At 70.6% G+C, this 26,759-nt stretch carries 21 protein-coding genes; 9 read left to right on the top strand and 12 right to left on the bottom strand.

The window, feature by feature from the left end:
* Positions 1 to 72: 72 nt before the first annotated feature.
* Positions 73 to 591 (bottom strand): universal stress protein, encoded by a 519-nt coding sequence (locus tag BGN98_RS09860; protein WP_288121202.1) that lies wholly within the window; start codon positions 589 to 591, stop codon positions 73 to 75.
* Positions 592 to 757: 166 nt separating this feature from the next.
* Here BGN98_RS09860 and BGN98_RS09855 point away from each other — a divergent pair, with 166 nt between their 5' ends.
* The gene (locus tag BGN98_RS09855; protein ID WP_005054410.1) at positions 758 to 937 is read left to right on the top strand and encodes a DUF3073 domain-containing protein; all 180 of its coding nucleotides are present in this window, start codon (positions 758 to 760) and stop codon (positions 935 to 937) included.
* A 33-nt stretch (positions 938 to 970) separates the two neighbouring features.
* Here BGN98_RS09855 and BGN98_RS09850 read toward each other — a convergent pair whose 3' ends face one another.
* From BGN98_RS09850 to purM, 3 genes are all read right to left on the bottom strand, one after another.
* Positions 971 to 2,212: an MFS transporter gene (locus tag BGN98_RS09850; RefSeq protein ID WP_288121199.1), complete on the bottom strand. Its 1,242-nt coding sequence runs from the start codon at positions 2,210 to 2,212 to the stop codon at positions 971 to 973.
* Between the two features lie 30 nt (positions 2,213 to 2,242).
* Positions 2,243 to 3,724, bottom strand: a complete 1,482-nt coding sequence (gene purF, locus BGN98_RS09845; protein ID WP_061681110.1) for an amidophosphoribosyltransferase — start codon at positions 3,722 to 3,724, stop codon at positions 2,243 to 2,245.
* Positions 3,725 to 3,785: 61 nt separating this feature from the next.
* Entirely contained in the window at positions 3,786 to 4,898 is a 1,113-nt protein-coding gene (purM, locus tag BGN98_RS09840; protein WP_288121196.1) for a phosphoribosylformylglycinamidine cyclo-ligase, read from the bottom strand.
* Positions 4,899 to 4,997: 99 nt separating this feature from the next.
* On the opposite strand from purM, the gene BGN98_RS09835 reads away from it, so the two are divergent.
* A complete protein-coding gene (locus tag BGN98_RS09835) occupies positions 4,998 to 5,606 on the top strand; it encodes a zinc-binding alcohol dehydrogenase (protein ID WP_288121193.1) in 609 nt (202 codons plus the stop codon).
* Positions 5,607 to 5,760: 154 nt separating this feature from the next.
* On the opposite strand, the gene BGN98_RS09830 is transcribed toward BGN98_RS09835, so the two are convergent.
* Entirely contained in the window at positions 5,761 to 6,084 is a 324-nt protein-coding gene (locus tag BGN98_RS09830; protein ID WP_016463758.1) for a hypothetical protein, read from the bottom strand.
* Between the two features lie 139 nt (positions 6,085 to 6,223).
* Between BGN98_RS09830 and BGN98_RS09825 the strand changes: the two genes are divergently transcribed.
* The gene (locus BGN98_RS09825; protein ID WP_061681134.1) at positions 6,224 to 7,549 is read left to right on the top strand and encodes an NAD(P)/FAD-dependent oxidoreductase; all 1,326 of its coding nucleotides are present in this window, start codon (positions 6,224 to 6,226) and stop codon (positions 7,547 to 7,549) included.
* 81 nt (positions 7,550 to 7,630) lie between these two features.
* Here the strand turns inward: BGN98_RS09825 and BGN98_RS09820 are convergent, their stop codons facing one another.
* Genes BGN98_RS09820 through BGN98_RS09810 form a run of 3 tightly spaced genes read right to left on the bottom strand, consistent with a single transcriptional unit; the run spans position 7,631 to position 10,634 of the window.
* Complete coding sequence (locus BGN98_RS09820; RefSeq protein ID WP_016463760.1) at positions 7,631 to 8,410, bottom strand: heme ABC transporter ATP-binding protein; 780 nt, start codon at positions 8,408 to 8,410, stop codon at positions 7,631 to 7,633.
* Complete coding sequence (locus BGN98_RS09815) at positions 8,407 to 9,492, bottom strand: FecCD family ABC transporter permease (protein WP_288121191.1); 1,086 nt, start codon at positions 9,490 to 9,492, stop codon at positions 8,407 to 8,409. The genes BGN98_RS09820 and BGN98_RS09815 overlap by 4 nt, the downstream gene beginning before the upstream one ends.
* A complete protein-coding gene (locus tag BGN98_RS09810; RefSeq protein WP_288121190.1) occupies positions 9,489 to 10,634 on the bottom strand; it encodes a heme/hemin ABC transporter substrate-binding protein in 1,146 nt (381 codons plus the stop codon). Before BGN98_RS09810 ends, BGN98_RS09815 begins: the two co-directional genes overlap by 4 nt.
* Before the next feature lie 332 nt (positions 10,635 to 10,966).
* Here BGN98_RS09810 and kdpF point away from each other — a divergent pair, with 332 nt between their 5' ends.
* The 6 genes from kdpF (at position 10,967) to BGN98_RS09780 (ending at position 19,052) form a co-directional block, all read left to right on the top strand.
* Positions 10,967 to 11,056 carry a K(+)-transporting ATPase subunit F gene (gene kdpF / locus BGN98_RS09805; RefSeq protein WP_016463763.1) on the top strand — a complete coding sequence of 30 codons (90 nt, stop codon included), beginning with the start codon at positions 10,967 to 10,969 and terminating at the stop codon, positions 11,054 to 11,056.
* Positions 11,056 to 12,744, top strand: a complete 1,689-nt coding sequence (kdpA, locus tag BGN98_RS09800) for a potassium-transporting ATPase subunit KdpA (RefSeq protein WP_005054350.1) — start codon at positions 11,056 to 11,058, stop codon at positions 12,742 to 12,744. The genes kdpF and kdpA overlap by 1 nt, the downstream gene beginning before the upstream one ends.
* Position 12,745: 1 nt before the next feature.
* Entirely contained in the window at positions 12,746 to 14,917 is a 2,172-nt protein-coding gene (gene kdpB, locus BGN98_RS09795; RefSeq protein ID WP_288121187.1) for a potassium-transporting ATPase subunit KdpB, read from the top strand.
* A gap of 23 nt (positions 14,918 to 14,940) precedes the next feature.
* Entirely contained in the window at positions 14,941 to 15,549 is a 609-nt protein-coding gene (gene kdpC, locus BGN98_RS09790; protein ID WP_288121185.1) for a potassium-transporting ATPase subunit KdpC, read from the top strand.
* A gap of 256 nt (positions 15,550 to 15,805) precedes the next feature.
* The gene (locus tag BGN98_RS09785; protein ID WP_288121183.1) at positions 15,806 to 18,358 is read left to right on the top strand and encodes a DUF4118 domain-containing protein; all 2,553 of its coding nucleotides are present in this window, start codon (positions 15,806 to 15,808) and stop codon (positions 18,356 to 18,358) included.
* 4 nt (positions 18,359 to 18,362) lie between these two features.
* Complete coding sequence (locus BGN98_RS09780; RefSeq protein WP_288121181.1) at positions 18,363 to 19,052, top strand: response regulator; 690 nt, start codon at positions 18,363 to 18,365, stop codon at positions 19,050 to 19,052.
* A gap of 158 nt (positions 19,053 to 19,210) precedes the next feature.
* Here BGN98_RS09780 and BGN98_RS09775 read toward each other — a convergent pair whose 3' ends face one another.
* The 4 genes from BGN98_RS09775 to BGN98_RS09760 form a co-directional block, all read right to left on the bottom strand.
* Positions 19,211 to 20,173, bottom strand: a complete 963-nt coding sequence (locus BGN98_RS09775) for an SRPBCC family protein (RefSeq protein WP_288121179.1) — start codon at positions 20,171 to 20,173, stop codon at positions 19,211 to 19,213.
* A 1-nt stretch (position 20,174) separates the two neighbouring features.
* Positions 20,175 to 20,537, bottom strand: coding sequence for an ArsR/SmtB family transcription factor (locus BGN98_RS09770; protein WP_043341692.1), 363 nt, complete (start codon positions 20,535 to 20,537; stop codon positions 20,175 to 20,177).
* Positions 20,538 to 20,797: 260 nt separating this feature from the next.
* Positions 20,798 to 21,127 (bottom strand): TraR/DksA family transcriptional regulator, encoded by a 330-nt coding sequence (locus BGN98_RS09765; RefSeq protein ID WP_288121175.1) that lies wholly within the window; start codon positions 21,125 to 21,127, stop codon positions 20,798 to 20,800.
* An 82-nt stretch (positions 21,128 to 21,209) separates the two neighbouring features.
* Positions 21,210 to 26,738, bottom strand: a complete 5,529-nt coding sequence (locus tag BGN98_RS09760) for a metallophosphoesterase (protein WP_288121173.1) — start codon at positions 26,736 to 26,738, stop codon at positions 21,210 to 21,212.
* Positions 26,739 to 26,759 lie beyond the last annotated feature (21 nt).

Genomic DNA, 26,759 nt, shown 5'->3' with positions numbered 1-26,759 from the left:
CGCCACATTCCGGCGTGTCAAAAGATGGCGGCTCGGCGAGTTCGTAGCGGCTCGCGGGGAGGGGGGAGGGGGCTACGGCGCGGGCCAGAGGTCCTCGTCGTCGCCCACCGGGTCTTCCAGGGGGACGACGAGGATCGGGCGTGACTGGCGGTGGGCGAGACGAGCGGCGACCGACCCCGTGAAGAACTCGCGTACCGACTCGCCGAACCCGCGACGGCGCGTGCCGACGACGATCAGGCGCGCCTGAGCCTTCTCGGCGAGGTGCTTGATCGCCAGAGCCGGGTCGCCGACGAGCTGGGTGACGCTCCAGTCGACGCCCGAGCCGTCGAGGACGGATGCCGCGGCACTGGTGACCGCACTCAGCTGGGCCTCTCCGATGGCGAGGTCGATGTCGATCGGCGCGGTGTGCATATAGCCGTCCGGATCCTCGTACGTGACGAAGCGCGTGACGTCGACGTGGGCGACGATCAAGGGCGCCGAGAAGAGCTTCGCGTACCGGGCTGCTTCTTTGAGCACGCGAGCCGGCTGGTCGGGAATGACGCCGACGATCACCGCTCGCTGAGGCACCGGGCTCTCGTCTGTCTCGGCCATGCGACACTCCCCGTCCTCCCCCGCACCGCGAGGCGCCGGGGGCACCGTGTTATTCTGAATGCTACTCTTCCCGGCAGGAAGCCGGATCGTCAATCGCATCGTGAATGCGCCGGGCGAAATGCGGGAAACCCGCATCGTCCGTGACTCAGAAATGAGGGGGTCTCGCATGGGGCGTGGCCGTCAGAAAGCGAAGCACACAAAAATCGCTCGCGAGCTGAAGTACGACACCTACAACGTGAACTACTCCGCGCTCGAAAAGGAGCTCGGACACCACGAGGAAGACCCGTACGTCGACAAGTGGGCCGATCAGTATGCCGACGACGAGGACGAGCTGGAGACAGCCTGACGCGTCGGGACTCGCTCGCGCGCTGAGAGGCGCTCACCACGTTCCGTGACGGTGTTCCCACTCGTCCTCGATCGTGCGCGGTCTCGTCACGATCAGGCCGGTGGGGATCGTCGCGAGAAACAGCAAGCCGAAGACGATGAGCACCGGTTGCCACTGTCCGGTCAGCTCGTGGACGACGGCGAACATGAGCGGGAACAGCGCGGCGATGCCGTAGCCGACGCTCTGCGCGAAGCCGCTGAGCGCTACGGAGCCCTCGTGCGTGCGCGAGCGCAGCTGGATGAGCACCAGTACCGCCGGGAACAACGCCTGAGGGGTACCGAGCAGCACGACCCAGAGGATCGTGGCCGCGGCGGGCGCGATCAGCATTCCGGCCACCCCCGTCAGCCCCGCGATCAGAGCGGCGGCGTACACGACGCCGACCCGACGCGACCGGGTGATCAGGATCGGCACGATGATCGACCACGGCAAGCCCATCGCACCGAACAGTGACAGCAGCGCGCCGGCCTCGGCGTGCGAGACGCCGGCGATGTCGACGAGAACGACCGGCAGCCAGGCGAAGCACGCGTAGACGCTCGCCGCGGAGATGCCGAATGTCCCGGCCAGCGCCCACGCGAGCGCCAGCCGAGGCAGACGTCCCAACACCCCGGGCGCGGGGGCGTCGAGATCCACGGTGACGGGCGCCTGCGCGCGGGCGACGTTCGCGCGCGCCACCAGCGTCACCCAGGGCACGACCGCCAGAAGCGCGAGGATCGCCCACATGCCCAGCGAAAACCGCCAGCCCGCAGCATCCGCGACCGGCACCGCCACCAGCGGCGGTACGAACGCGGCCATCGCGAGAAGAGCGGAGTACAGCGCAGTCATCGTGCCCACGCGGTCGGGGAAGTAGGTCTTGATCAACGGCGGCAGGACGACGTTGCCCACGCCCACGGCGGCGAACAGAACCGTCGTCGCCAGCAGCAGCGTGGCCGCATCCCCCGCGAGGGAACGCGTGATGAGGGCGGCGGTGACGATGAGCATGGATGCCGCCGCCAGCCGTTCCAGCCCGAACCGGCGCTCGAGGGTCGGAGTCACGATGCCGAAGACGGCGAAGCAGACCGGTGGCGCGGTGCCGATGAGACCCACAACCCACGTCGGCACGGCGAAGTCGGCCTGCACCTCCGAGATGATCGGCGACAGCGCGGCGACGGCCGAACGCAGGGAGAACGCGACGAGCACGACGCCGACGAGCGCGAGGAGCCGTCCCCGCCAGAGGGAGCGGGGGCGGGGATCGGTCACCCGATCCACCCTAGGGCGCGCGGGGAAGGGTCAGCTCTCCTGCGTGCCTTCGACCCAGGCGAGGTACTCGTCCGAGACGGTGCCGGTGATGTAGCGCCCGTCGAAGCAGCTCATGTCGAGGTCCTGGACGTCGGTCGAGCCCTCGAGGATCGCGGCCTTCAGGTCGTCGATCTCCTGATAGACCATGTAGTCGGCACCGAGTTCTTCGGCGATCTCGGGGATCGTGCGGCCGTGCGCGACGAGTTCGTGACGCGAGGGCATGTTGATGCCGTAGACGTGCGGGTAGCGCACCGGCGGGGCGGCTGAGGCGAACGTGACCGTCTTGGCCCCGGCATCCCGGGCCATCTGGATGATCTCCTTGGACGTCGTCCCGCGCACGATCGAGTCGTCGATGAGCAGCACGTTCTTGCCCTTGAACTCGCTCGACATCGCGTTGAGCTTCTGCCGCACGCTCTTCTTGCGCACCGCCTGGCCGGGCATGATGAACGTGCGACCGACGTAGCGGTTCTTGTAGAAGCCCTCGCGGTATTCGATGCCGAGCTTGCGCGCAACCTGCATGGCCGCCGGTCGCGAGCTGTCGGGGATGGGCATGACGACGTCGATCGTGCCGGCGGGGGTGTACTTCGCGATCGTGTCGGCCAGGCGCTCCCCCATCCGCAGCCGCGCCTCGTACACCGAGATGCCGTTCATGATCGAGTCGGGACGGGCGAGGTAGACGTACTCGAACGAGCACGGGACCAGCTGCGGGTTCGTCGCGCACTGCTGGGTGTGAAGGTTGCCCTCGACGTCGATGAACACGGCCTCGCCGGGCTCGACGTCGCGGACGACCTCGAAGCCGCCGTTCTCCAGCACCAGCGACTCGGACGCGACGATCCACTCGTAGCGGCCGGTGGGGGCTCCCTCGGCATCCACCGCGGGGCGCGTGCCGAGGATGAGGGGACGGATGCCGAAGGGGTCGCGGAACGCGAGCAGACCGTACCCGGCGATCAACGCGATGGTCGCGTACGAGCCTTCGACGCGCTCGTGCACCCGCGTGACCGCCTGGAACACCTGCGCTGGGTCGAGCTCGAGCCCGGAGATCGAAGACTGCAGTTCGTTGGCGAGCACGTTGACGAGCAGCTCGGTGTCGGAGCTCGTGTTGAGGTGACGGCGGTCTTTGCTGAAGAGCTCCTGCGTCAGCTCACGCGTGTTGGTGAGGTTGCCGTTGTGTACCAGGACGATGCCGTAGGGGGCGTTGACGTAGAACGGTTGCGCCTCTTCCTCGCTCGACGCGGTGCCCTTCGTGGCGTAGCGCACGTGTCCGAGGCCGATGTTGCCCAAGAGGGCGCGCATGTCGCGGGTGCGAAACGCCTCGCGCACCTGTCCCTTGGCCTTGAACAGGTGGAAGACGCCGCTGGTCTCGGCCGTCGCGATACCCGTCGAGTCCTGCCCGCGATGCTGCAGCAGCAGCAGCGAGTCGTAGATGTCCTGATTGACCGGGCCCTGTCCGACAACGCCGACGATTCCGCACATGTGGTGTTGCTCAATCCGTTTCTGCGCCGAGGTGGCTGATGAACCTCGGCAGCCGATGAACCTAGACGGCTGATGAATACGCGCCGACGAGACGCACGGCGCCGCCGTCCACGCCCTTGGCGCCCTGCTCGAAGTGGCCCTCCGGGCGCGCACCCTCCTGGACGACGCCGACCTGCCACGTCGCGATGCCGGCGGCCGACAGGAGGGATGCCGCGGCATCCGCCTTCTCGGCCGAGACGACGGCGACGAAACCGATGCCGAGGTTCCACGTGCCCTCGGTGTCTTCCAGCCGCAGCCCGCCCAGGTCGGCGAGCACGCGGAACACGGGGCTGGGCGCCCACGTCGACCGGTCGAGTTCGACCCACGCCTGCGGCGGCAGCACGCGGGCGAGGTTCGCGGCGATGCCGCCACCGGTCACGTGGCTGAGCGCGTGGATCGCACCCGGCAGCGAGGTGAGAAGGTCCAGCAGCGGCAGCGTGTACAGGCGGGTGGGCTCGAGCAGCTCCTCCCCCCACGTGCGGCCGAAGTCGGCGGCGTGGGCGCCGTAGCTGATGCCCTTGCCCGCGACGATGTGGCGGACGAGCGAGTAGCCGTTCGAGTGCGGCCCGCTGGAGGCCAGGGCCAGCACCACGTCGCCCGGCTGCACGCGGTCGGCCCCGAGCACGTCACCGGCATCGACGACACCGGTCGCCGCTCCCGCGACGTCGTAGTCGTTGATGCCGAGCAGGCCGGGGTGCTCCGCGGTCTCGCCGCCGACGAGTGCCGTGCCGGTCAGCTCGCAGCCGGAGGCGATGCCGCGGACGATGTCGGCGATGCGCTCGGGGAAGACCTTGCCGCAGGCGATGTAGTCGGTCATGAAGAGCGGCTTCGCGCCGACCACGACGATGTCGTCGACGACCATGCCGACCAGGTCGTGGCCGATCGTGTCGTGCTTGTCGATCGCCTGCGCGATCGCGACTTTGGTGCCGACGCCGTCGGTCGACGTGGCCAGCAGCGGCTTCTCGTACGACTTCAGCGCCGACGCGTCGAACAGGCCGGCGAACCCGCCGACACCGCCCAGCACCTCGGGCCCGTGGGTGCGACGAACGGCCGACTTCATCAGTTCGACGGCGAGATCTCCCGCCGCGGTGTCGACGCCGGCTTCGGAATAGGGATTCTGTGGGGCTTCTGCCACGCGAACAGCCTACCGGCAGGGGCGGGGCGCGCGGACCGTGGGAGCTGCGCAGCAGACGCACCCTGTCGCCGCGCCGAGCGCTGTCCCTAGGATGGCGGCATGGCAGCGGCGGAAGCACCGGAGTGGATCGTCCGCGAGGACGCCACCCTCCCGGTCCTCGTCGCACTGTATCTGCGCCAGGTGCTCGGCATCCGCTTTCCGGAGGAGCTGCCGCACCTGCGGGGCGTCCCTCCGCGCAGCGCACCGATCAGCGAGTACGACGACCGCTCCGCGATCGAGCGGCAGTGGCGCGCGTACTGGGATCTGACGGTCGAACCGCAGGCCAACCCCTCCCCCGTCCCGCTCGAACTCATCGACGGCTTCGAGACCGTGGTCGCACTTCCCGTCGAGGGCTTCGAGGAGCTCGCCGACGCGATCACGCCCCACGGGCCGGATGCCGTGGCGTATGCCCGTGCGGAACATCAGCACTACCGGTCGCGTCTGGGAACGGGAGCGTCGTACCGCGCCTACGCCAGTGCGATCGCCGAGCACGAGCGCGTCGTGGGACGGCGCGCGCACTCGTTCGAGCTCAACGTCCAGGTGCTGCCGTTCACGCAGCGCGGCGTCTGGTGGATCGGGGCGCTCACGATCGCGGTCACCGACGGCCTGCGCGGCGACATCGTCGCCTTCGACGCCGCGGTCGCGCCGATCATCGCCGACATCGCGTAGCGGCGGCATCCGGGAGCGGCAACATCCGGCGCTCGCGGCATCCCCGGCTCGACCGAGCAGAGGCAATCTGCCGGGGGCAGGCCATTGCGCGGCTGATCGGCCTGTTCTGGGCAGATTGCCTGCCGCTGGCGACTCCGGGGCGAGCGCCGGGCGGCTACTCTGCGTCGTCGATCGTGATGACCTCGCGCTCGACGCGCACCTCATGGGCGCGACGGGCCAGCGAACGGTCGAGAACGAGCGCGACCACGCCGCCGACGGCGACGCCGATCGGGATCGCGAACAGGCAGATGAACCCGAAGACCTGTGTCGTCGAGTACGAGACCCCCGTGCTCGCGCTCTCGTTGTCGCCGCCGAAGGCGAACGTGAGCACGAGGGCGGCCAGGATGCCGACAAACGCGCCCGCCAGCAGGAAAACCGTGTACCGCGGGCTGCGGCGCACCTGCGCGGTCTCGATGCGGCGGTCGTCGGAAGGGCTCATCCCCTTATTCTCCCACCCCCGCATCGGCCGCGAGGGACAGGGGTCTGTCACGTGGTCGCGGTAATCTGCGGCTATGACGGCATCCGCATCGCAGGCTCCCGACGACTCGACGAACCCGACGCACGACGCGAGGCCGCACGTGGTCATCATCGGCGGCGGCTTCGCCGGCATCAGCGCCGCGCGGGCCCTGCGTCACGCCGACGTGCGGGTGACGCTCGTCGACCGCCGCGTCTACAACACGTTCCAGCCACTGCTGTACCAGGTCGCCACGGGCGGTCTGAACCCGGGCGACGTCACCCACTTCCTCCGCAGTCTGCGGGTGCGCCAGCCCAACCTCGACGTCGTGCACGAGCACCTGATGGAGATCGACACGGATGCCCGCACGGTGCGTCTGCTGGACGGTCAGGAGATGTCCTACGACTACCTGCTCGTCGCCAACGGGGTGACGACGGCGTATCACGGCACGCCGGGCGCGAAGGAGAACTCCTTCGCGGTCTACTCCCGCTCGCAGGCGATCGCGATCCGTGACGCCCTCTTCACACGGCTGGAGCGCGTCGCCGTGCAGGGCGAGCGCACCAAGGGCCTCTCGGTCGTCGTGATCGGCGGCGGGCCGACCGGCATCGAGATGGCGGGTGCCCTCGCCGAGCTGCGCGACCAGGGCCTCGAGCCGGCGTACCCCGAGCTCGACGGCGATGCGTTCCGCATCACGCTCGTGCAGCGCAGCGAGATCCTCAAGCCGTTCATCCCGAAGCTCCGCGACTATGCGGCCGCCCAGCTGCGCCGCCGCGACGTCGAACTGCGCCTCGGCTCCGGCGTCGACGAGGTGCGACCGGATGCCGTCGTGCTCTCGGACGGCACGGTGCTGCCGTCCGATCTCACCGTGTGGGCGACGGGCGTCGCACCGCATGAGGAGGTGCGGGACTGGAGCCTGCCGCTGGACAAGGGCGACCGCATCCGCGTCGGCGAGGATCTGCAGGTCGTGGGGTTGCCGGGAGTCTTCGCCGCCGGCGACGTCGCGATCGCGCCGCAGGACCTGCCTCAGCTGGCACAGCCGGCGATCCAGGGCGGTGAGCACGTGGCGCGCCAGATCGTCCGCCTGATCGCGGGACAGCCGACGCAGCCGTTCTCGTACTACGACAAGGGACAGCTGGCGATCATCGGCCGCCGCGCCGCCATCGGGGAGCTGCCCGGCATCGCCAACCTCCCCGGGCTGCATGCTCTGCGCTTCCTCTCGAAGATCCCATTGCTGCGAAAGACGGTCACCCTCACGGGCTCGTTCGGGTGGATGACGTGGCTGTTCGTCCACATCGTGAGCCTGCTCGGCCCGCGCAACAAGCTGATGGTGCTCATCGGGCTCGTGGCGCGCTACGGCGTGCACCTGTACCGCACGCCGGTGCCGATCGTCGGCGACGTGCCCGCGATCCGCCCGTCGAAGGCGCAGCGCCGGCGCACCCCCGAGGCCTGAGCACGCCGGGCGCCGGGGCGTTTCGACTCGGCGCCCGGCGCCTCGCTCAACGACCGGGAAGCGCGCGGGGAGCGGGCCGCGTCACGACCCGCGGCGCGGGAGTACGAGAGGTCGCCCCGTGTCGGGGTCGGCCAGCACCCGCACCGGCGTCCCGTACACGTCCTCCACCCGCGCCGCGGTGAGCACTCGCTCGGGGGCGCCGGAGGCGACCAGACGGCCCCCGTCGAGCATGGCGACCTCGTCCGCGTAGGCTCCCGCCAGCGACAGGTCGTGCAGCACCACGACGACCGCCCGTCCCGCGGCGGCGAGATCGCGTGCGATGCGCAGCACGTCCTCCTGATGGCGCAGGTCGAGCGCCGCCGTGGGCTCATCGAGCAGCACGATCCGCGTGTCCTGCGCGAGCACCCGCGCCAGACCCACCCGGGCGCGCTCACCGCCCGACAGCGAGGGGTAGGCGCGATCGGCGAGGTGCGTCACGTCGGCCCGCGCCATCGCCGCCGCGATCCGCTCCTCATCGGCATCCGCCCGCTCCGTGCCGGTCCACGGCGCGCGCCCCATCTCCACCACCTCGCGGGCCGTGAACGAGAACGCGACGTGCTGCGCCTGCAGCAGCACGGCTCTCGTGCGGGCCAGCTCACGGGTGCGCCACGCGGCGAGCGGACGCCCGTCGAGCAGGACGCTGCCGGTGGATGCCGCGGCATCCCCCGTCAGCACGCTCAGCAGCGTGGACTTGCCCGCGCCGTTCGGTCCGACCAGCGCGAGCACGCGACCGTAGACGATCTCCAGACCGACTCCGGCGAGCAGCTCGTGTGCGCCGACCCGGCGACCGACCCCCTCCAGCGCGTACGCGACGCCGCTCACGCCCATCCTCCCGACCGGCGCCGGTTGCGCCGCAGCAGCGCGTAGAAGAACGGGCCGCCGACGAGCGAGGTGAGGATGCCGATCGGAAGATCGGCCGAGGGGATCACCGTGCGCGCGAGCAGGTCGGCGTAGACGAGCACGACCGCGCCGCCGAGGAGCGATGCGGGCAGCAGCGCACGGTTGGACGGGCCGAGCAGCATGCGCATGACGTGCGGGACGACGAGACCCACGAACGCGATGATCCCGATGAACGCCACCGCGACACCGGTCAGCAGCGCGACGAGCACGATGCTGACGACCCGCAGCCGCTCCACGCGCACGCCGAGGTGCGCGGCCGTGCGGTCGCCGAGCGCGAGGAGGTCGAGCGGCCGGGCGAGCGAGAGAGCGATGGCCGTGGCGAAGAGGCCGATCAGTGCGACGAGCGCCACCTCGGGCCACCGCGACCCGTTCATCGATCCGAGCTGCCAGAACACGATCTGCTCCCGCGACGCCGTGTTGCCGAGGAACATCATCACCGCGAGCGCCGCGCCCGTGAACGCGTTGACCGCGATGCCGGTGAGGATCAGCGTGACCGCCTCCGTGCGCCCCTGCGATCGCGCGGTCGCGTAGACGATGAGGGTCGCCGCGAGCCCGCCGAGGAAGGCGAGCGCCGCGGTCGTCCATCCGCCGAACGTGCTCAGCCCGAGGGTGATCGCGAGCGCCGCACCGACGGCGGCTCCCGACGACACGCCCACGACCCCGGGTTCGGCCAGGGGGTTGGCGAAGATCGCCTGCATGATCGCGCCGGCGACGGCGAGGAGCGCACCGACGAGCACGGACATCACGACCCGGGGGAATCGGATCTGCCACAGGGTCTGCTCGACGAGGGCGACCGTCGGTGCCCACCCGTTCGGAACGCCGACGGCGCGCAGCAGCGAGCCGACGACCTCGGCCGGACCGATGGGCAGCTGACCGCTCCCGGCGGAGAGGATCACCCCGGCCACCAACAGGATCCCGGTGACGATCCCGACCACGGCGCGGCGCCCCGGGGACGAGGCCGTCGCGACGGCGGCCCTCACGAGGGGTGGCGCAGCGGCCCTCACGGCGCGGGCGCCGGGCTCGTCCCGGAGGTGGACGGCGCGGCATCCGGAGCGTAGACGGCGCGCGCGAGGGCGTCGATCACGTCGGCCGAACGGGGCCCGAACGAGAGGATCTGCCCGTCCGCCATGTCGACGAAACGGCGGTGCTGGCCGGCGGCCGTGAGGGCGATGGCCGGCTTCGCGGCGAGCAGGCCGTCGACGCCGCCGACGGAGGCGAGGCCGTCGGTCATCACCAGGATGAGGTCGGGGTCGGCGGCGACCATCGCCTCGTCGGTGAGCGGCTGCATGCCGCGCCATCCCAGCTCCCCGGCGACATCCACGCCGCCCAGCGCCGCGATGAGGTCGTCGGCGCCCGACTCTTTGCCGAACAGGTAGTAGATACCGGCGGACCCGCGCAGGTAGACGAACGCCATGCGCACGCGGTCGGATGCCGCGGCCGGCGCGAGCCGTGCGACCTCCGCCGTCACCCGCTGGACGTCGTCCTGGATGCGCGTGGCCAGCAGCTCACCGGTCTCGGGCACGCCGAGTGCCTGCGCGACCTGCCGAGCCTGCGCGACGGCACCGGCGAACGACGTCGAGCGTTCGACGAAGACGACCGTGATGCCGACGTCGCGCAGCTGCTGGACGACGTCGGCGGGTCCGATGCTGCCGTCGGTGATGACGAGGGTCGGGGCGAGCGCGATGACGGCTTCGGCGTTGACGGAGTGTCCGCCGGCGGTGACGAGGGGCAGCTCGCGCGCCTCGGGGAAGGTCGTGGAGATGTCGCGTCCGACGAGCCCGCCCGCGAAGCCGAGGCCCGCAACGGTCGCGGCGAGCGACCCGGACAGGTCCATCGCGATGATGCGGGAGACGTCCGTCACCGTCACGGGCACGTCGCCGGACAGGTCGTGCGACGTGACGGTGACGGGCAGGCTCGGGGTGGGGCTCTCGGCCACCCGCAGGATCCGCGCGTCGGTGAGGGTCGCGGTCGACGGACCGACATGGCTGCGCGGATCGGCCAGCGGCGTCAGTTCGGTCAGCGGCGCGCGCGGCGCACTCGCCTCGGTGTCGGCGGGAGTGGCGACGGCCGCGCACCCCGTGAGCAGGGCGGCGACGAGCAGCAGAGCCGCGGCGGCGGATGGACGCGACGAGACGGAACCGCGCACGGGACCTCCTACGATCTTTGAGTAAGGATTGCCTTACCTAAGGTAGCGGATGCGGCAGGCTGCGCCGGATCGGCGTTTCGGCGCGGCCCCCGCCCGCGACGTGAGCGAGCCGTGAGGACATCGCGAGCACCCGTAGGGAAACCGTAAGGACGTCGGAAGCCGCCGCGGCAGCGGAGTTGTATCGGATCCCGTGCCCATGGTGGGCGCCCGCGCGGGATCAGCGAGCGCGGTCAGTGTCCGGGAGTTCCTGTGCTCGATGTGATCTACGTCGTCGTGACGATCGCGGTGTTCGCGATCGTCGCCCTCGTCGCGAAGGGGGCGGAGCGGCTCTGATGGACATCTTCTCGATCATCGGCGCCGTCCTCGGTGTCGCCAGCGTCGTCTACCTGGTCGTCGCCCTCGTGAAGCCGGAGCGCTTCTGATGGGCGTCGATTCCGCAGACATCTGGTTCGGCGTGCTCCAGATCGCCACCCTCATCCTGCTGCTCGCTCTGCTGTACCGCCCCGTCGGCGACCTCATGTTCCGCATCTTCACGGGCGAGAAGGATGCCGCCGCAGAGCGGGTCGTCTACCGTCTCATCGGCGTCGACGCGCGCAGCGAACAGACCTGGCAGGCCTACACCCGCGGCGTGCTCGCCTTCTCGCTCATGGGCGTGCTCTTCGTCTACGCGCTGCAGCGCCTGCAAGCCTTCCTGCCCGCTTCGCTCGGGCTCCCGGCCGTGCCGGAGGGCCTGGCGTTCAACACCGCGGCATCCTTCGTCACCAACACCAACTGGCAGTCGTACTCTCCCGAGGCGACCATGGGCTACCTCGTGCAGCTCGCCGGCCTCACCGTGCAGAACTTCGTCTCCGCCGCCGTCGGCATCGCGGTCGCCATCGCGCTCGTGCGCGGCTTCGCGCGGCGCGGGCAGAGCACGATCGGCAACTTCTGGGTCGACCTCACGCGCGGCCTCGGTCGGCTGCTGCTGCCGATGGCGGTCGTGGCCGCGGTGGTCCTGCTGTCCGGCGGCGTCATCCAGAACCTGAACGGCTTCGTCGACGCGCACACCCTCACCGGAGCGACGCAGTCGATCCCGGGCGGACCGGTCGCCTCGCAAGAGGCGATCAAGATGCTCGGCACCAACGGCGGCGGGTTCTTCAACGCCAACTCCGCCCACCCGTTCGAGAACCCGACGCCGTGGACGAACCTGGTCCAGCTGCTGCTGATCCTCGTGATCCCGATCTCGCTCCCCCGCACGTTCGGCCGCATGGTCGGCGACAACCGTCAGGGCTACGCGATCCTCGCGGTCATGTCGACACTGGCGATCGCGTCGATCGCCGCGGTGAGCGCGCTCGAGGTCGCCGGACACGGCACCGCCCCGCAGCTCGCGGGCGGCGCGATGGAAGGCAAGGAGCAACGCTTCGGCATCGTCGGCTCGGCGCTGTACGCAGCCGTGACTACCCTCACCTCGACCGGCGCCGTGAACTCGATGCACGACTCGTACACCGCCACCGGCGGCATGATTCCGCTGCTGAACATGATGCTCGGCGAGGTCGCTCCCGGCGGTGTCGGGTCGGGCCTGTACGGCATGCTCGTGCTCGCGATCATCGCCGTGTTCGTCGGCGGACTGCTCGTGGGTCGCACCCCCGAGTACCTCGGCAAGAAGATCGGCCCCACCCAGATCAAGCTCGCGAGCCTCTACATCCTGGTGACTCCGACCCTGGTGCTGGCGGGAACGGCGTTGAGCTTCGGCATCCCCGCCGTGCGGGCCGATGTCGAGGCGACGTCGATCCTCAATCCCGGCATCCACGGCATGACCGAGGTGCTCTACGCGTTCACATCGGCCGCGAACAACAACGGCTCGGCGTTCGCCGGACTCACCGCCAACACGCCCTGGTTCAACACGGCGCTGGGCGTCGTGATGCTCCTCGGCCGGTTCGTTCCCATCGTGCTCGTGCTCGCCCTGGCCGGCTCGCTCGCCGCGCAGGAGCGCGTGCCCGCCACCGCCGGCACCCTCCCGACGCATCGCCCGCAGTTCGTCGGCCTGCTCGCGGTCGTGACGGTCGTCATCACCGCTCTCACCTACTTCCCCGTTCTCGCGCTGGGTCCCCTGGCAGAAGGTCTCTCCTGACATGAACACGTCCGCTCCGGTCCTCGACCGTCCGCAACCCGCCGGTGACGACGCCGCGTCGTCGCCCGCTCCCACCCGCCGCGCGTTCGGCTGGACACAGCTGGTCGGCGCCCTTCCCGGCGCCCTCCGCAAACTCAACCCCGCCGAGCTGTGGCGCAGCCCCGTCATGTTCCTCGTGAGGGTCGGCGCGGCCCTCACCACCGCCATCGCCATCGCCGAACCCTTCCTCGGCGGCCCACAGAACTCGGGCGGCACGCCCGTGCCGGCCGGTTTCACCTGGGGCATCGCCGTCTGGCTCTGGCTGACCGTGCTGTTCGCCAACCTCGCCGAGTCGGTGGCCGAGGGCCGCGGCAAGGCGCAGGCGCAGGCCCTGCGCACGACCCGCACCGCGACGGTCGCGCACCGGGTGCGCGCCTACGACGCCGCCACGGATGCCGCGGCCACCGCCGCCGCCACCGACGACGTGGCCTCCTCGGAGCTCGCCCTCGACGACGTCGTGGTCGTGTCGGCCGGCGAGCTCATCCCCGGCGACGGCGACGTGATCTGGGGCATCGCCACGGTCGACGAGTCCGCGATCACCGGCGAATCGGCGCCCGTCGTCCGGGAGTCCGGCGGCGACCGCAGCGCCGTCACCGGCGGCACCCGCGTGCTCAGCGACCGCATCGTCGTGCGCATCACCTCCCAGCCGGGCCAGACCTTCGTCGACCGCATGATCGCGCTCGTCGAAGGCGCGAACCGTCAGCGCACCCCCAACGAGATCGCCCTCGGCATCCTGCTGGCCAGCCTGTCGATCGTGTTCGTGATCGTCGTGCTGACGCTCAACCCGATCGCCTCGTACGCGGCGAGCCCCGTCAGCATCCCCGTGCTCGTCGCCCTGCTGGTGTGTCTGATCCCGACGACGATCGGCGCGCTGCTGTCGGCGATCGGCATCGCCGGCATGGACCGACTGGTGCAGCACAACGTGCTCGCCATGTCGGGGCGCGCCGTCGAGGCCGCCGGCGACGTGACCACGTTGCTGCTCGACAAGACCGGAACGATCACCTACGGCAACCGCCGCGCGAGCGCTTTCGCCGCGCTCACCGGTGTCGACGGCGACGAGCTGGCCCGCGCGGCCGTGCTGTCCTCGCTCGCCGACCCGACCCCCGAGGGGGTGTCGATCGTCGAACTCGCCGCGACTCAGGGGGTCGCCCCCGCCGCACCCGAGGGATCGACTCCCGTGCCGTTCACCGCACAGACGCGCATGAGCGGTCTGGACCTGGCCGACGGCACGCAGGTGCGCAAGGGTGCGGCATCCGCCGTGCTCGCCTGGCTCGAGGCGGAGGGGCAGCCCGTGGCGCCGCAGCCGCGCGCCGAACTCCTCCAATTCACCGACGCCATCGCCCAGTCCGGCGGAACCCCGCTGGTGGTCGCCACGCTCGACCCCCGAACTGGAGGAGTTCCGCTCGGCGCCGTGCACCTGAAGGACGTCGTCAAGGAGGGCCTCGCCGAGCGGTTCACGCAGTTGCGCGCGATGGGCATCCGCACCGTGATGATCACGGGCGACAACCCGCTGACGGCGCGGGCGATCGCCGCGGAGGCGGGCGTCGACGACTTCCTCGCCGAGGCGACCCCGGAAGACAAGCTGGCGCTCATCCAGCGCGAGCAGGCCGGCGGTGCGCTCGTCGCGATGACCGGTGACGGCACCAACGACGCCCCCGCGCTCGCGCAGGCCGACGTCGGCGTCGCGATGAACACGGGCACCTCCGCCGCGAAGGAGGCCGGCAACATGGTCGACCTCGATTCCGACCCGACGAAGCTCATCGACATCGTCCGGATCGGCAAGCAGCTGCTCATCACCCGTGGAGCGCTGACGACGTTCTCTCTCGCCAACGACATCGCGAAGTACTTCGCGATCATCCCGGCGATGTTCATGGGCGTCTTCCCCGGACTCGCGGCGCTGAACCTCATGCAGCTGCACTCGCCCGCGTCGGCGGTCACCAGCGCCATCATTTTCAACGCGATCATCATCGTCGTCCTGATCCCGCTGGCGCTGAAGGGCGTCGCGTACCGGCCGGCGAGCGCCTCGCAGATCCTCGGGCGCAACCTCCTCATCTACGGCCTGGGCGGCGTCATCGCCCCCTTCGTCGGCATCAAGCTCATCGACCTCGTCGTGAGCCTCCTCCCGGGCTTCTGACCGGGCTTCCGAAAGGCATCGTCATGTCCACCCGCACCTCTCTCCGCCACCTCGGCGTCGCCGCCCGTGCGATGCTCGTCGCCACGGCCGTGCTCGGCATCGCGTACACGGCCGTGATCACGGGCGTCGGCCAGCTGGCGCTTCCCGCGCAGGCGAACGGCTCGCTCGTCCGCGACGCCGACGGGCAGGTTGTCGGCAGCGCGCTGATCGGCCAGTCCTTCACGGATGCCGACGGCGCAGCCCTCCCGCAGTACTTCCAGTCGCGGCCATCGGCCGCGGGCAGTGGCTATGACGGCACGGCCTCGAGCGGGTCGAACCTCGGGCCCGAGAACCGCGACCTCGTGACCGCGATCGGTGAGCGTCAGGCCGCGATCGCCTCGGCGGACGGCGTGCCGGTGGGCGACATCCCCGCCGATGCCGTCACGGCATCCGGATCGGGACTCGACCCGCACATCTCGCCGGCGTACGCGAAGCTGCAGGTGGCCCGTGTGGCGGCGGCGCGCGGCCTCGACCCGGCCGTGGTGACGGCGCTCGTCGATCAGCACACCACGGCGCGGGACCTCGGCTTCCTGGGCGAGCCCCGCGTGAACGTGCTCGAGCTCAACATCGCCCTCGACGCCCTCGGACGCTGACGCGTGCGGGACGGCGGCAAGCGGCGCTTCGACGCGCTGCGTCGCTCAACGAGCGGGGCCGAGTCGGAACTCGCGGGAGCAACCGGACTGCAAGGTCGACGCCGCGACACGCCGCCGGTGCGACGGATGCCACGGCGTGTCCCCCGGCATCCCTTGCAGTTCGGGTCGGTTGCGGTTGGTTCAGCTCGGGCAGAGGTGGGGGTGGCCGGGTCGGGGCGGGCGGCCGGGGAACGGACAGGAGAACTAGGGTGAACGCATGAAGCGCGGCAGTCTGCGGGTGCTGCTCGGAGCCGCGCCCGGCGTCGGCAAGACGTACGAGATGCTGTCCGAGGGCCATCGCCTGCTCGCCGACGGTCGTGACGTCGTCGTGGGCATCGTCGAGACCCACGGCCGTGCGGCGACCTCGGCCCGCGCGGAAGGCCTGCCCACGCTCGGACGCCGGCGTCTGCGCCACCGCGAGGTCGAGCTCGACGAACTCGACCTCGACGGCCTGCTCGATCGGCATCCGGAGATCGCGCTCGTCGACGAGCTCGCCCACACCAACGCACCCGGCTCCCGCAACGAGAAGCGGTGGCAGGACGTCGAAGAGCTGCTGGCCGCCGGTATCGACGTCATCACGACCGTCAACGTCCAGCACATCGCCTCGCTCGGCGGAGTGGTCGCGCAGATCACCGGAGTCACGCAGCGCGAGACGGTACCGGATGCCGTGGTGCGCGCCGCCGACCAGATCCAGGTCGTCGACCTCGCACCGCAGTCGCTGCGCGACCGGCTCGCCGCCGGCGCCGTCTACCCCGCCGAGCGCATCGACGCGGCCCTGTCGAACTACTTCCGCCTCGGAAACCTCACGGCCCTGCGCGAACTCGCCCTCCTGTGGCTCGCCGACGAGGTCGACAACGCGCTGCAGAGCTACCGCGAGGAGCACGGCATCCGCGGGGCGTGGCAGGCGCGCGAGCGCGTCGTCGTCGCCCTCACCGGCGGCCCGGAGGGCGACACGCTGCTGCAGCGCGGGGCGCGTATCGCCGCGCGCGCCGCCGGGGGCGAGTTGCTCGCGGTGCACGTGACGACGCAGGAGGGGCTGCGTGCGGCTGCTCCCGGTGCCCTCGCGGCCCAGCGCGCCCTCGTCGAGTCGCTCGGCGGCAGCTACCACCAGGTGATCGGCGAGGACGTGCCGCGGACCCTCGTCGAGTTCGCGCGATCGGTCAACGCGACGCAGCTCGTGCTGGGCGCCAGCCGCCGTAGCCGCCTCGGCGCGGCGTTCACCGGCCCGGGCATCGGGGCCACGGTCATCCGCGAGTCGGGCGACATCGACGTGCACATCGTGACCCACGCCGCCGCGGGCGGAAACCTGCACCTGCCGCGGCTGACCGGAGGGGCACTCGGCTGGCGGCGGCGCATCCTGGGGCTGGTCGTCGCGCTCACCGGCGGGCCGCTGCTGTCGTGGCTGCTGTTCGCGACCTCGAACGAAGAGACGATCACCTCCGACGTGCTCTCCTACCAACTGCTCGTGGTCGTCGTCGCGTTGATCGGCGGGATCTGGCCGGCGCTGTTCGCGGCGGTGCTGTCGGGGTTGACGCTGGACTTCCTGTTCATCCATCCGCGTTTCACGGTGACGATCGACAACCCGCTGCACGCGCTGGCGCTCGTGCTGTATGTGGTGATCGCGATCCTGGTGAGCTGGATCGTCGATCAAGCCGCACGTCGCACGCGCCGGGCTCGGCGCGCGGCCGCCGATTCGGAGCTGCTGGCGACGGTGTCGGGCAGCGTGCTGCGCGGCGAGAGCGCCGTCCCGGCTCTGGTCAGCCGCACCCGCGAGGCGTTCGGCGTGAGCGGGGCGCGCCTGCTCGCCGGAGACGGATCCACCCAGCAGGTGCTGGCGACCGACGGCGAACCGGTGCGCGACGGCCGGGCGGTCGTGGTGCCCGTGGGCACGGATGCCGCGGGGGGCCCTCGCGCCACGCTCGAGCTGCACGGCGGCGATGTCGGGGCCCCGGAGCGGCGCCTGCTCGATGTCATCACCGCGCAACTCGCTGCGGCCCTCGAGCACAGCGAGCTCACGCAGACGGCCCGCACCGCCGACGCCCTGGCCGCGACCGACCAGGTGCGCACGGCGCTGCTGTCGGCGGTCAGCCACGATCTGCGCCGGCCGCTCGCCGCGGCCATCGCCGCCGTCGGCGGCCTGCGTGCGGCGGGGCCGTCGCTGAGCGCCGCCGATCACGACGAGCTCGTCGCGACCGCGGACGAGTCGCTCGCCGCGCTCGCGGCGCTGGTCACCGATCTGCTCGACGTCAGCCGTGTGCAGGCGGGCGTGCTCGCCGTCTCGCTTTCCCCTGTCGACCTTGCGGGAGCAGTGCTCGAGGCCCTCGATGAGCTGGGCATCGGACCCGACGTCGTCGAACTCGCGCTCGATCAGACCGTTCCTGCGGTGCGCGCCGACCCCGTGCTGCTGCAGCGGGTCATCGTCAACGTCCTCGCCAATGCGCGCCGCTACGCGCCGCCCGGCACGCGCGTGCGCATCGCATCCAGCCGGCTCGGCTCGACCGTCGAGCTGCGGATCGTCGACCACGGCCCGGGCGTCAGCGCCGACCGCCAGGACGACATCTTCGCTCCCTTCCAGCGGCTCGGCGACACCGACAACACCACGGGGCTCGGGCTCGGGCTCGCCCTGTCGAAGGGCTTCACCGAGGGCATGGGCGGCACGCTGACGCCCGAGACCACGCCCGGCGGGGGGCTGACGATGGTGGTCTCGCTGCCGGTGGATGCCGCGGCATCCACTCTCGCCGCGCCCTCGGTCGCCGAAGCGGGAGGATGAGATCGTGAAGATCCTGGTCGCCGACGACGATCCGCAGCTCGTGCGGGCGCTGCGGATCACCCTCGCCGCGCACGGCTACGACGTCATCGCCGCGCCCGACGGCGCCGCCGCGATCGCCACGGCGGCCCAGGCGCGCCCCGACGTCGTCATGCTCGATCTCGGCATGCCGCGCCTGGACGGCATCGAGGTGATCCACGCGCTGCGCGGGTGGACCGACCTGCCGATCCTCGTCGTGTCCGGACGCACGGGCTCGGCCGACAAGGTCGAGGCTCTGGATGCCGGCGCCGACGACTACGTCACGAAGCCGTTCCAGATCGACGAGCTGCTCGCACGCCTGCGCGCCCTCGCACGTCGGCGGGGCGTGGCATCCGCGGCATCCGTGGACACGCCTGTCGTGCGCTTCGGCGATGTGGAGGTCGACCTCGCCGCCACCCGGGTCGTCCGCGGCGACGAGGTCGTGCACCTGACGCCGACGGAGTGGCGGATGCTCGAGTTCCTGGCCCGCAATCCCGGCACGCTCGTGACCCGGCAGAACTTGCTGAGAGACATCTGGGGAACCGACCAGGTGGCCGACTCGGGTTATCTGCGCCTCTACATGTCGCAGCTCCGCAAGAAGCTCGAGCGCGATCCGGCGCATCCCCAGCATCTGCTCACCGAGCAGGGCATGGGCTACCGACTCGTGCTCGGCGACTGACCGCGGTCGAGTCGCCCCGCCCCGCCCCCATCCGAACTGCAAGGCCGTAGCCGCGACACGCGGGGAGGGACAAGGGATGCCGCGGCGTGTCGGGCAGCATCCCTTGCAGTTGCGTCGCGGATCGCTCGAGGACGGCCGAGTCGAAACGCCCCGACCCCTCAGGCGGCGACGACCGCCTCCAGGCGTGCGTACGAGGTCTCCATGCCGTCGGTCATGCCGGTGGCGAGGACCATGTCGCGCGTCTCCTTGTCGAGATACTCGATCAGCAACGTCAGCAGGGTCGCGCCGTCCTCCTCGTAGAGCTGCAGGTCATTGACCGTCGCCGGTCCCGGCATCCCGATCATCCGCTCGGTGGAGACCTCGCGCCAGATCGGCTCACTGAGCACGGTCTCGCTCTCGAACCCGAACCGGGTCGACTCGTCGTCGCCCTGCTGCCAGACGAAGCGGGTGGTCTCGCCGACCTCGCACTCGATCATCTGCCAGCCGTCGGGCCCCAGCAGCCACTGCCGCAGCAGCTCGGGCTCGTGGTGGGCGCGCCACACCAGCTCGCGCGAGCCCTCGATGAGCCGGGTGATGCGCACGTGCTGATCGGTCAGCAGCTCGGTGCGGGTGCCCTTGCCCTGCGCGTAGGCGCGGAGGTCCTGCAGCACCGCGTCGAGCTGGCTCATCGCCAGACGCGAACCCTCGATCGCGCCCATCGCGACGACCTGCTCGAGCGCTTCGAGCGACGTGAAGAAGGTGGTGTTGGTGAGGCGCGAGCCCTCGGCGGTCGCCTCGAATGAGAAGAGCATCCGCATCGACGGGAAGCCGTCGAGCTTCTCACCGTCGTCGCCGATGAACGAGTCGAGCACCTCGAAGCTGCGTCCGGGCTCGACGTTCAGCACCTCCCACGATCCGGCGGAGCGCTCGCCCTGCGGGCTCGTCATGCGGTAGTCGACGCGTCCGCCGGGGCGCAGGTCGAACGCGGTGAAGGTGGCGGGCCAGCCGGGAGGGCCCCAGAAGCGCTCGAGCTGCCGGGGGTCGGTGAAGGCCTCCCAGAGGCGGGCGACGGGCGCCGCGGCATCCGCGACGAGGGTCATCGTGAGGTTCTCGGGGTCGGTCGTGATGTCGGTGACGGGCATGTCAGTCTCCTTGCGTGGGACGGGGATCGTGCGGTTCAGCCAGCAGGGCGTCGAGACGGTCGATGCGCGAGCGCCACAGGTCTTCGTAACGGGCGAGCAGCGCCCGGGCGCGGGAGATCATGCGCGGGTCGGCGCGCACGAGGCGCTCGCGTCCCTCGGCGCGCTTGACGACGAGGCCGGCGGCTTCGAGCACCGCCACGTGCTTCTGCACCGCGGCGAACGACATGTCGTAGTCCGCGGCGAGCGTCGAGACCGACTGCTCGTCGACGATCGTGCGCCGCAGGATGTCGCGCCGCGTCGCCGCCGCGAGGGCGTGGAACAGGCGGTCGGTCTCATCGTCGCTCAACTCAGTTTGTGCAACCATTTGGTTGTACATTAGGGCAGAGGATGCCGGGCGTCAACACCCTCGGTGGGTCGACCGGCGCCTCCCGGCCAGGCGCTGCCACCGCGTTGCGTGCGGAGGGCGCGCCGAACTCCTCCATCTCGGCCCGATCCTGCAGCTGAGGCCGCTCCACACCGCCGTGAACCGGCCGAATGGAGGAGTTCGGGACGCCGCGTCATGCGTCCGACCGGATGCCGGGCGCTCGGATGCCGGGCGCTCGGGCGCGCAGGATCGGCTACGGGTCAGGCGGCGCAGTCGATGCAGGTGGTGGCCATCGGCCGGGCTTCCAACCGGCCGGGCGCGATCACGTTCCCGCAGACGACGCAGATGCCGTAGGTCCCGGCATCCACGCGGGCGAGCGCGGCGTCGACCTCCGCCCGCTCGTCGAGCACGGAACGACGAAGCGCATCGATGCGCTGCCACTCGCCCGACAGGGTCGAGCCCTCGGGGTCGTGCTCGTCGTCGGCCGTCGCGTCGGAGCGGTCGGCGCGCACGGCCGCGTCATCGGTGTCGAGCCGCATCAGCAGGGCATTGAGCTCCCACCGCCGCGCGGAGAGGACGTCACGGGACATGCCCCGAGGGTACGTCAGAGCTCCCCCGCCGCGACGCGGGGGGCGCACCCGCGAACGGATGCACCCCCCTGCGGCGACGGGATCAGTGCGCGTGACGGCGACGCCGCATCACCACGACCAGGCCGGTGAGCATCAGCAGGATGCCTCCCGCCAGAACCGCCCCCAGGTCGTCACCGTGTCCACCGGTGGCGGCCAGGTCCGCCGCCGTGACCGTCACGGCGGCGGACGCCACGACCGTGTCGGGAGCGTCGGCGCGCGACAGCTGCAGGGTGTGCGCTCCGGGCGTGATGGACTGCGGTATCACCACGGTCACGTCGATCGAGCCGTCCGCGGCGGCGGTCACTGTCGCGAGGAGCACCGGCGTCGAATGCAGCACCAACCGGTAGGAGGCCGCGGGCGTGAGCCCCTGCACCATCACGCGCACGGTTGCTCCCGCGCTCACGCGGTCGAGCGACAGAGCGAGCGCGACCGCCGGGGTAGCGCCGCCGGTACTCGGCAGATCGGTGCCGCCTCCCGTGCCCGGCTGCGGAGCGCCACCGCCCGTTCCGGGCTGCCCGGTGCCGCCCCCCGCGCCCGGATCGGTCGAACCGCCCGTGACCGCGGTGAAGGTGCGCACCTCGGAGTACTCCAGTCCGCCGTGCGGGCCGGTGGCCGTGACGTACCATCCGCGCTCGCCCGCCGTCAGACTCTTCCAGTCGACCGTGGAGACCGAGCCGGAGGGCGCCTGGGCGACCTTTCCGACCTCGTCGGCGGTGAGGATGTCGGCCCGGAATGAGTCGGTCGCGAGCGTCTTGGTCTGCGTCTTCAGTCCGATCGCGGAGTAGGGGATCGTGAACTCCTGCATGCCCTCGGGGCTCGTGAGCGCCGGGTCCTGCGAGTCGAACATGTCCAGCGACGGCGAGTAGGTGCGGACGATCATCCGCCCGTCCTTGTTGTCGAAGTGCAGCAGACGCAGGTAGCCGAGCCCACCCTCCTGCAGACCCTGATAGTCGAACAGCATCGAGTAGACCGTGCGGTCGGGCTGGCCGTCGCCGTTGTCGTCGATCGCGTCGGTGCGCGTGTACGCGTCGTGGTAGTGGCCGGAGCTGACCGCGAAGACGTTCGGGTTGGCCTTGACGACCTCGTCGAAGATGCGCTGCGGGATCGGCCCCAGACCACCGGTGGTGAGCATGTATTCGTGCAGGTCGATCCACACCTTGCGCTCGGGGTAGCGCTGGATGACGGCGTTCATCCACGCGATGTCCTCATCGTTGGACGCCGCGTTGTTGACCGCGGGCCAGCCCATGTACAGCATCAGGAAGTCGACTCCGCCGACCGTGATGAGGTCGTAGTGGCCACGGTTGTCCTTGTACGACCCGCCGTACCAGGGGTTGCCGCGGTAGCGGCTCTCGCCGAAGTACGTCGAGAAGTTCGAGTAGTCACCGGCCGCGTGGCCCACGTCGTGGTTCCCGGCGAGGACGCCGTACGGCAGCCCCGCCTCGTCGAAACGCTTGTACTGTGCGTCGGCGTTCTTCCACTCGTACTCGGGGTCGTCGTTGCCGGCGGCCCGGTCGGTGGCGACGTAGTCGTCGACGATGTCGCCGGTGTGCATGACGTACTGCAGGTTGAGGCTGTCGCGCTGCTTCAGCAGGAAGTCGTGGATGTCGACCTGGTGCTGGTAGAAGGTGTCGTCACCGGTGGTACCGGCCAGGTAGCCCTGGTTCTCGTTGTAGTACTGCGTGTCCGACTCCCAGCCGATCGTGAAGTCGTACTGGTCGCGCGGGGTGGCCCCCGCGTTGTACGCGGTCACGGCATCCGTCCGGCTCGAGCGCGCGGTGCCGGCGAAGCCTTCCGAGTGCTGCACGAGGAAGGTGAGCGTGCCGCCGTCGGCGTGAGTGTCGACGGGGACGAGCGCATTGAGGGTGAAGTCGGTGGCCGCACCCCCGGTCGTCAGGTACTGGTCGACCTTCTCCCACGATCCGTCGGTCTTGCGGGCGTACAGCAGCACCTTCGCGTCGGCGTTGGCGCGCCCCTGCCAGGTGACGCGGGCGAGCGCGCCCGAGCCGGAATCGGCCGGCACGTCGATCGTGAACAGCTGGTACGGGAAGGCCGTGTCGCTCGTGGCGGCGACATCCACCCCGTCGGTCACGGAGAGCGTGGCGAGGTCGGCGGCGCTCAGCGGCACGGCATCCGTGCGGTCGCCCGCCGCTGCCGTCGTCGTCGCTCCGGATGCCACGTGCACCTGGCTCTGCGCGGGCGTGAACGTGTACCCCCGGCGGAAGCTCAGGTCGAGCGCGTCGGCCTCGGCCGAGGTCGCAGTGGCGGAGAGCGTCGCCTTGTCGCCCGTGACGGTGCCGCCCGCCGAGGGCGCCAGCAGCGTGATGCCCGGGCGCTCGTCCGCCGTGCGGAAGGCTATCGTCCGCGTGGCGGTGTTGCCGACGTGGTCGCGCGCCGTGAAGACGGCCGTGTGGTCGCCCGGGGCGAGCTTCAGCGACGAGGTGGTCAGCGGCAGCGTGACCGCGGCGCCGTCCAGTGTCGCGGTCAGCGTGTCGAGACCCGAGCCGGCATCCGCGGCCGAACCGTCGACCGAGAACTCACCTCGGTAGAGCCGACCGTCGGTGAGGGCCGTCGTGATGACGGGCGCGGTGTTGTCGACCCGCACCGACCGTGCGACGCGGTCCGCGCCGTCGGTGGCCGCGACGGTGTGGGCACCGTCGCCGACCTTCGTGGTGTCCCACGTGGCGGCGATCGAGTCGAACGCGTCGGCCGGGATGTCAAACGTGAGATCGATCGAGACGAGCGCGTCGTCGCTGAAGTTCACGCGCTTGTCGCCCGTGGCGCACGTGTACGGCGCCGGAGCGGTCACCGCCCCGTCGGCCTCCCAGCTGGTCGCGCAGCTGACCGGGCGCAGCACGCGTCCGTCGGGCAGCGCCAGGCGGAAGTTCAGCGCAGAGAAGTCGTCGTTGTTCTCGTTCGGGTCGCCGCTGGGCTGGGCCTTGGTGCCAGACGTGACGGTGAGGGTGAGGGGCTTGCCCTTCTCCACACGGGTGACCGGCACCGCCGCGTCGACGGTGACGATGCGCTCGTAATAGCCCTCGTCGAAGATCTTCAGCACGTCGTCACCGAGCTTGACGCCGTTGCGGAAGAACGCGTCGGTGTTGGTCGCCTCGAAGGCGAAGATCGGCCCGGCCTCCAGCGACGGGGTCGCCGAGTCCAGCGCCGCACCGTCGGCGCTGAGCGCCAGAGCGCCGGGTGCGGCGTCGCTCGTGCCCTGCACGCGCACCGGGCCCGACACGAACTGCCCCTCGGTGAGGTTCAGTCGCACCGGGTCGGTCGCGGCATCCGTCAACGTGACGCGCACGGGGCCCAGGGTCGTGGTCTGCGAGCCGTCGGTCGCGGTCAGGGTGTACTCCACCCACCGCTTGCCGAACAGGTCGACCTGAGGCACGGAGTACAGGTAGCGGTTCGCGGCGCCGAAGGTGAGATTGCGCGTGATCGTCGCACCCAGGTTGTCGGTGAGAGTGAGGGTGACGGTACGCACCTCGTGATCGTCGGTGATGTCGAACCCGAGGTCCAGGCCCGGCGTACTGGGTGTCTCCGTGCCGCCGGTGAGGTCGGTGATGACGGGTGCGGTACCTGCGGCGGGAGCGGGGCGCAGCCCGGAGCGCACCTGGTCGTCGCTGACGGACCCGGGCGTCGGGGTGTCGAGGCGCAGCAGCGCCTGGACCGTGCCGTCGGCGGGCTGGGGAGACCAGATCGGCGCGGCGCCCTGCGGATTCCAGGCGTACTGGATCGCCGTCGTGGACGTCGTCTGGTCGTCGCTGAAGTAGTAGGCACGGCTCACATCGGTGCCGACGTTGGTGGAGATCTGGATGCCGCGCGATCCGCCATTGGCCATGCCACCGGACGACACTTCGATCAGGTTCTGGCCGGAGACCAGTGACGTGCCGAACTGCGCATTGAAGTCAGCGGCTGTCAGCGCGGTGTTGTTGCCGTTCTTCACCCACAGGACCAACGCCGTGCCGGGCTGGATGACCGGGTTCGCGGGCGTCGCCGGCCACTGCGTCGATCCTTGCGAGACCGGGCCGCTGAGCGAGTTGTCCGTGTAGACGTAGTTGAGGACGTAGTCGCCGAAGTTCACCGGCGCGTCGGAGGCGTTGTAGACCTCGACGAACTCGTAGGCGTCGGACCCGTGCACGTTCACGGTGTCGGGGGCGAGCTCGGTGATCTGCAGGATCGGCGAGGTCAGTGCCGCGTCGGTCGGGCGCGTGAGCGCGCTCGTGACCTGAGCGGTCGTGATCGCACCGGGGGTGCGCGGGGCGTTCTCGGCGACGACGACCGCGTCGGTGCCGCCGATGGTCGAGGGCACGCCGAACTGCACGACCCCGCCTGCGCTGTCGATCTTGCCTGCGCCCACCCAGGCGCGGTTGATCACGGCGCCGTCCTTGACAAGGCTGAAGCCCCGGTTCCCGCCGTTGGCGAAGCCCTCCTGGGTTCCGAAACGGTAGACAGGCACGTCGGCGCCGAGGCTGTAGAAATCCCGGAACTGCTGGATGCTCATCGAGCGCTGCGTGCTGCTCTCCTTGTAGTTCATCCAGAACAGGGCCACACCGCCGGCGGGGATCACCGTGGCGGTGGTGCCGTCGCCGTCCTGGCGGAAGATGGGCTGGTCGCTGCCGGCGTTCCACTGCGACGTGTTGTAACGGATGCCGATCTTCTGCGCGTCGAGATCGATCGGCTGATCGGTCGTGTTGGTGACCTCGAGGTACTCGTACAGGTCGGTGCCCGGGTTGTCGCCGAGGATCTCGGTGATCGCGAGCGGGAAGTAGCGGGCCGCGTTGCCGGCGGCGCCGGGACCCACGGTGGGAGCTGTGGCCGTGGGGGTCGGGGTGGGGGTGGGGGTCGGGGTGGGCTCGGTCGGCGTGATGACGGCGGGTTTCCTCTGCGCGTCCGTCACGGTGCCGGCCGTGTACACGCCGTCTCCGAGCGACAGCGCGCCCCGCGAGGATGCGTCCGTCGGGACGCCGAAGTGGGTGGAGCGACCCTTGTCGGTCGCGTCTCGTGTGTACGAGGACCACGTGACCGTCTCGCCGTTGCGTGCGATGCGGATGCCGCGAGTGCCGGTGTTGGACATCCCCGCCTGTCCTGTCACGTGGAACAGGGGCACCTCGTCGGTGGCTCCCACGTGTGCGCGGAACTGCGCATCGGTGAAGCGCGTGCTGTCCACCGTCGAGCCGCTGGTGTACTGCATCCAGAACACGGCGGACGCGCCCGCGGGGATCACGGGGCTCGCCTCGGTGACGATGAGGGGCTTCTCGGCGGTGACGTCGGTGGGGGAACCCGTCGCGTTGTAGATGTAGCTGAGCGCGTACCCGCCCGCGCGCACATCGATCGGCGCCGAGGAGAGATTGGTGATCTCGAAGAACTCGAACTGGTCCTGATCCCCCGTGCTCCCACCGACGAGGTCGGGGGTGCCCGCGTTGTCAGGCGCGATCTCGGAGACAAGCAGAGGCCACGCCGCGGGCTGCTCGGCCGCAACCGCTCCGGTCGCGGTCAGAGTTCCGAAGGCCAGAGCGACGACGAGCGCTCCGGCCCCATGGGTGCGAAGGAAGGACGGTACGTGGAGGGACACAAAGGGTGAGCAAAGCGGTCG

Source organism: Microbacterium sp. 69-7, assembly GCF_001897985.1.
In the GTDB taxonomy this organism is placed as follows: domain Bacteria; phylum Actinomycetota; class Actinomycetes; order Actinomycetales; family Microbacteriaceae; genus Microbacterium; species Microbacterium laevaniformans.
Note: the sequence above shows the minus strand (reverse complement) of the source record. Positions and strands in the feature narration are given on the sequence as shown.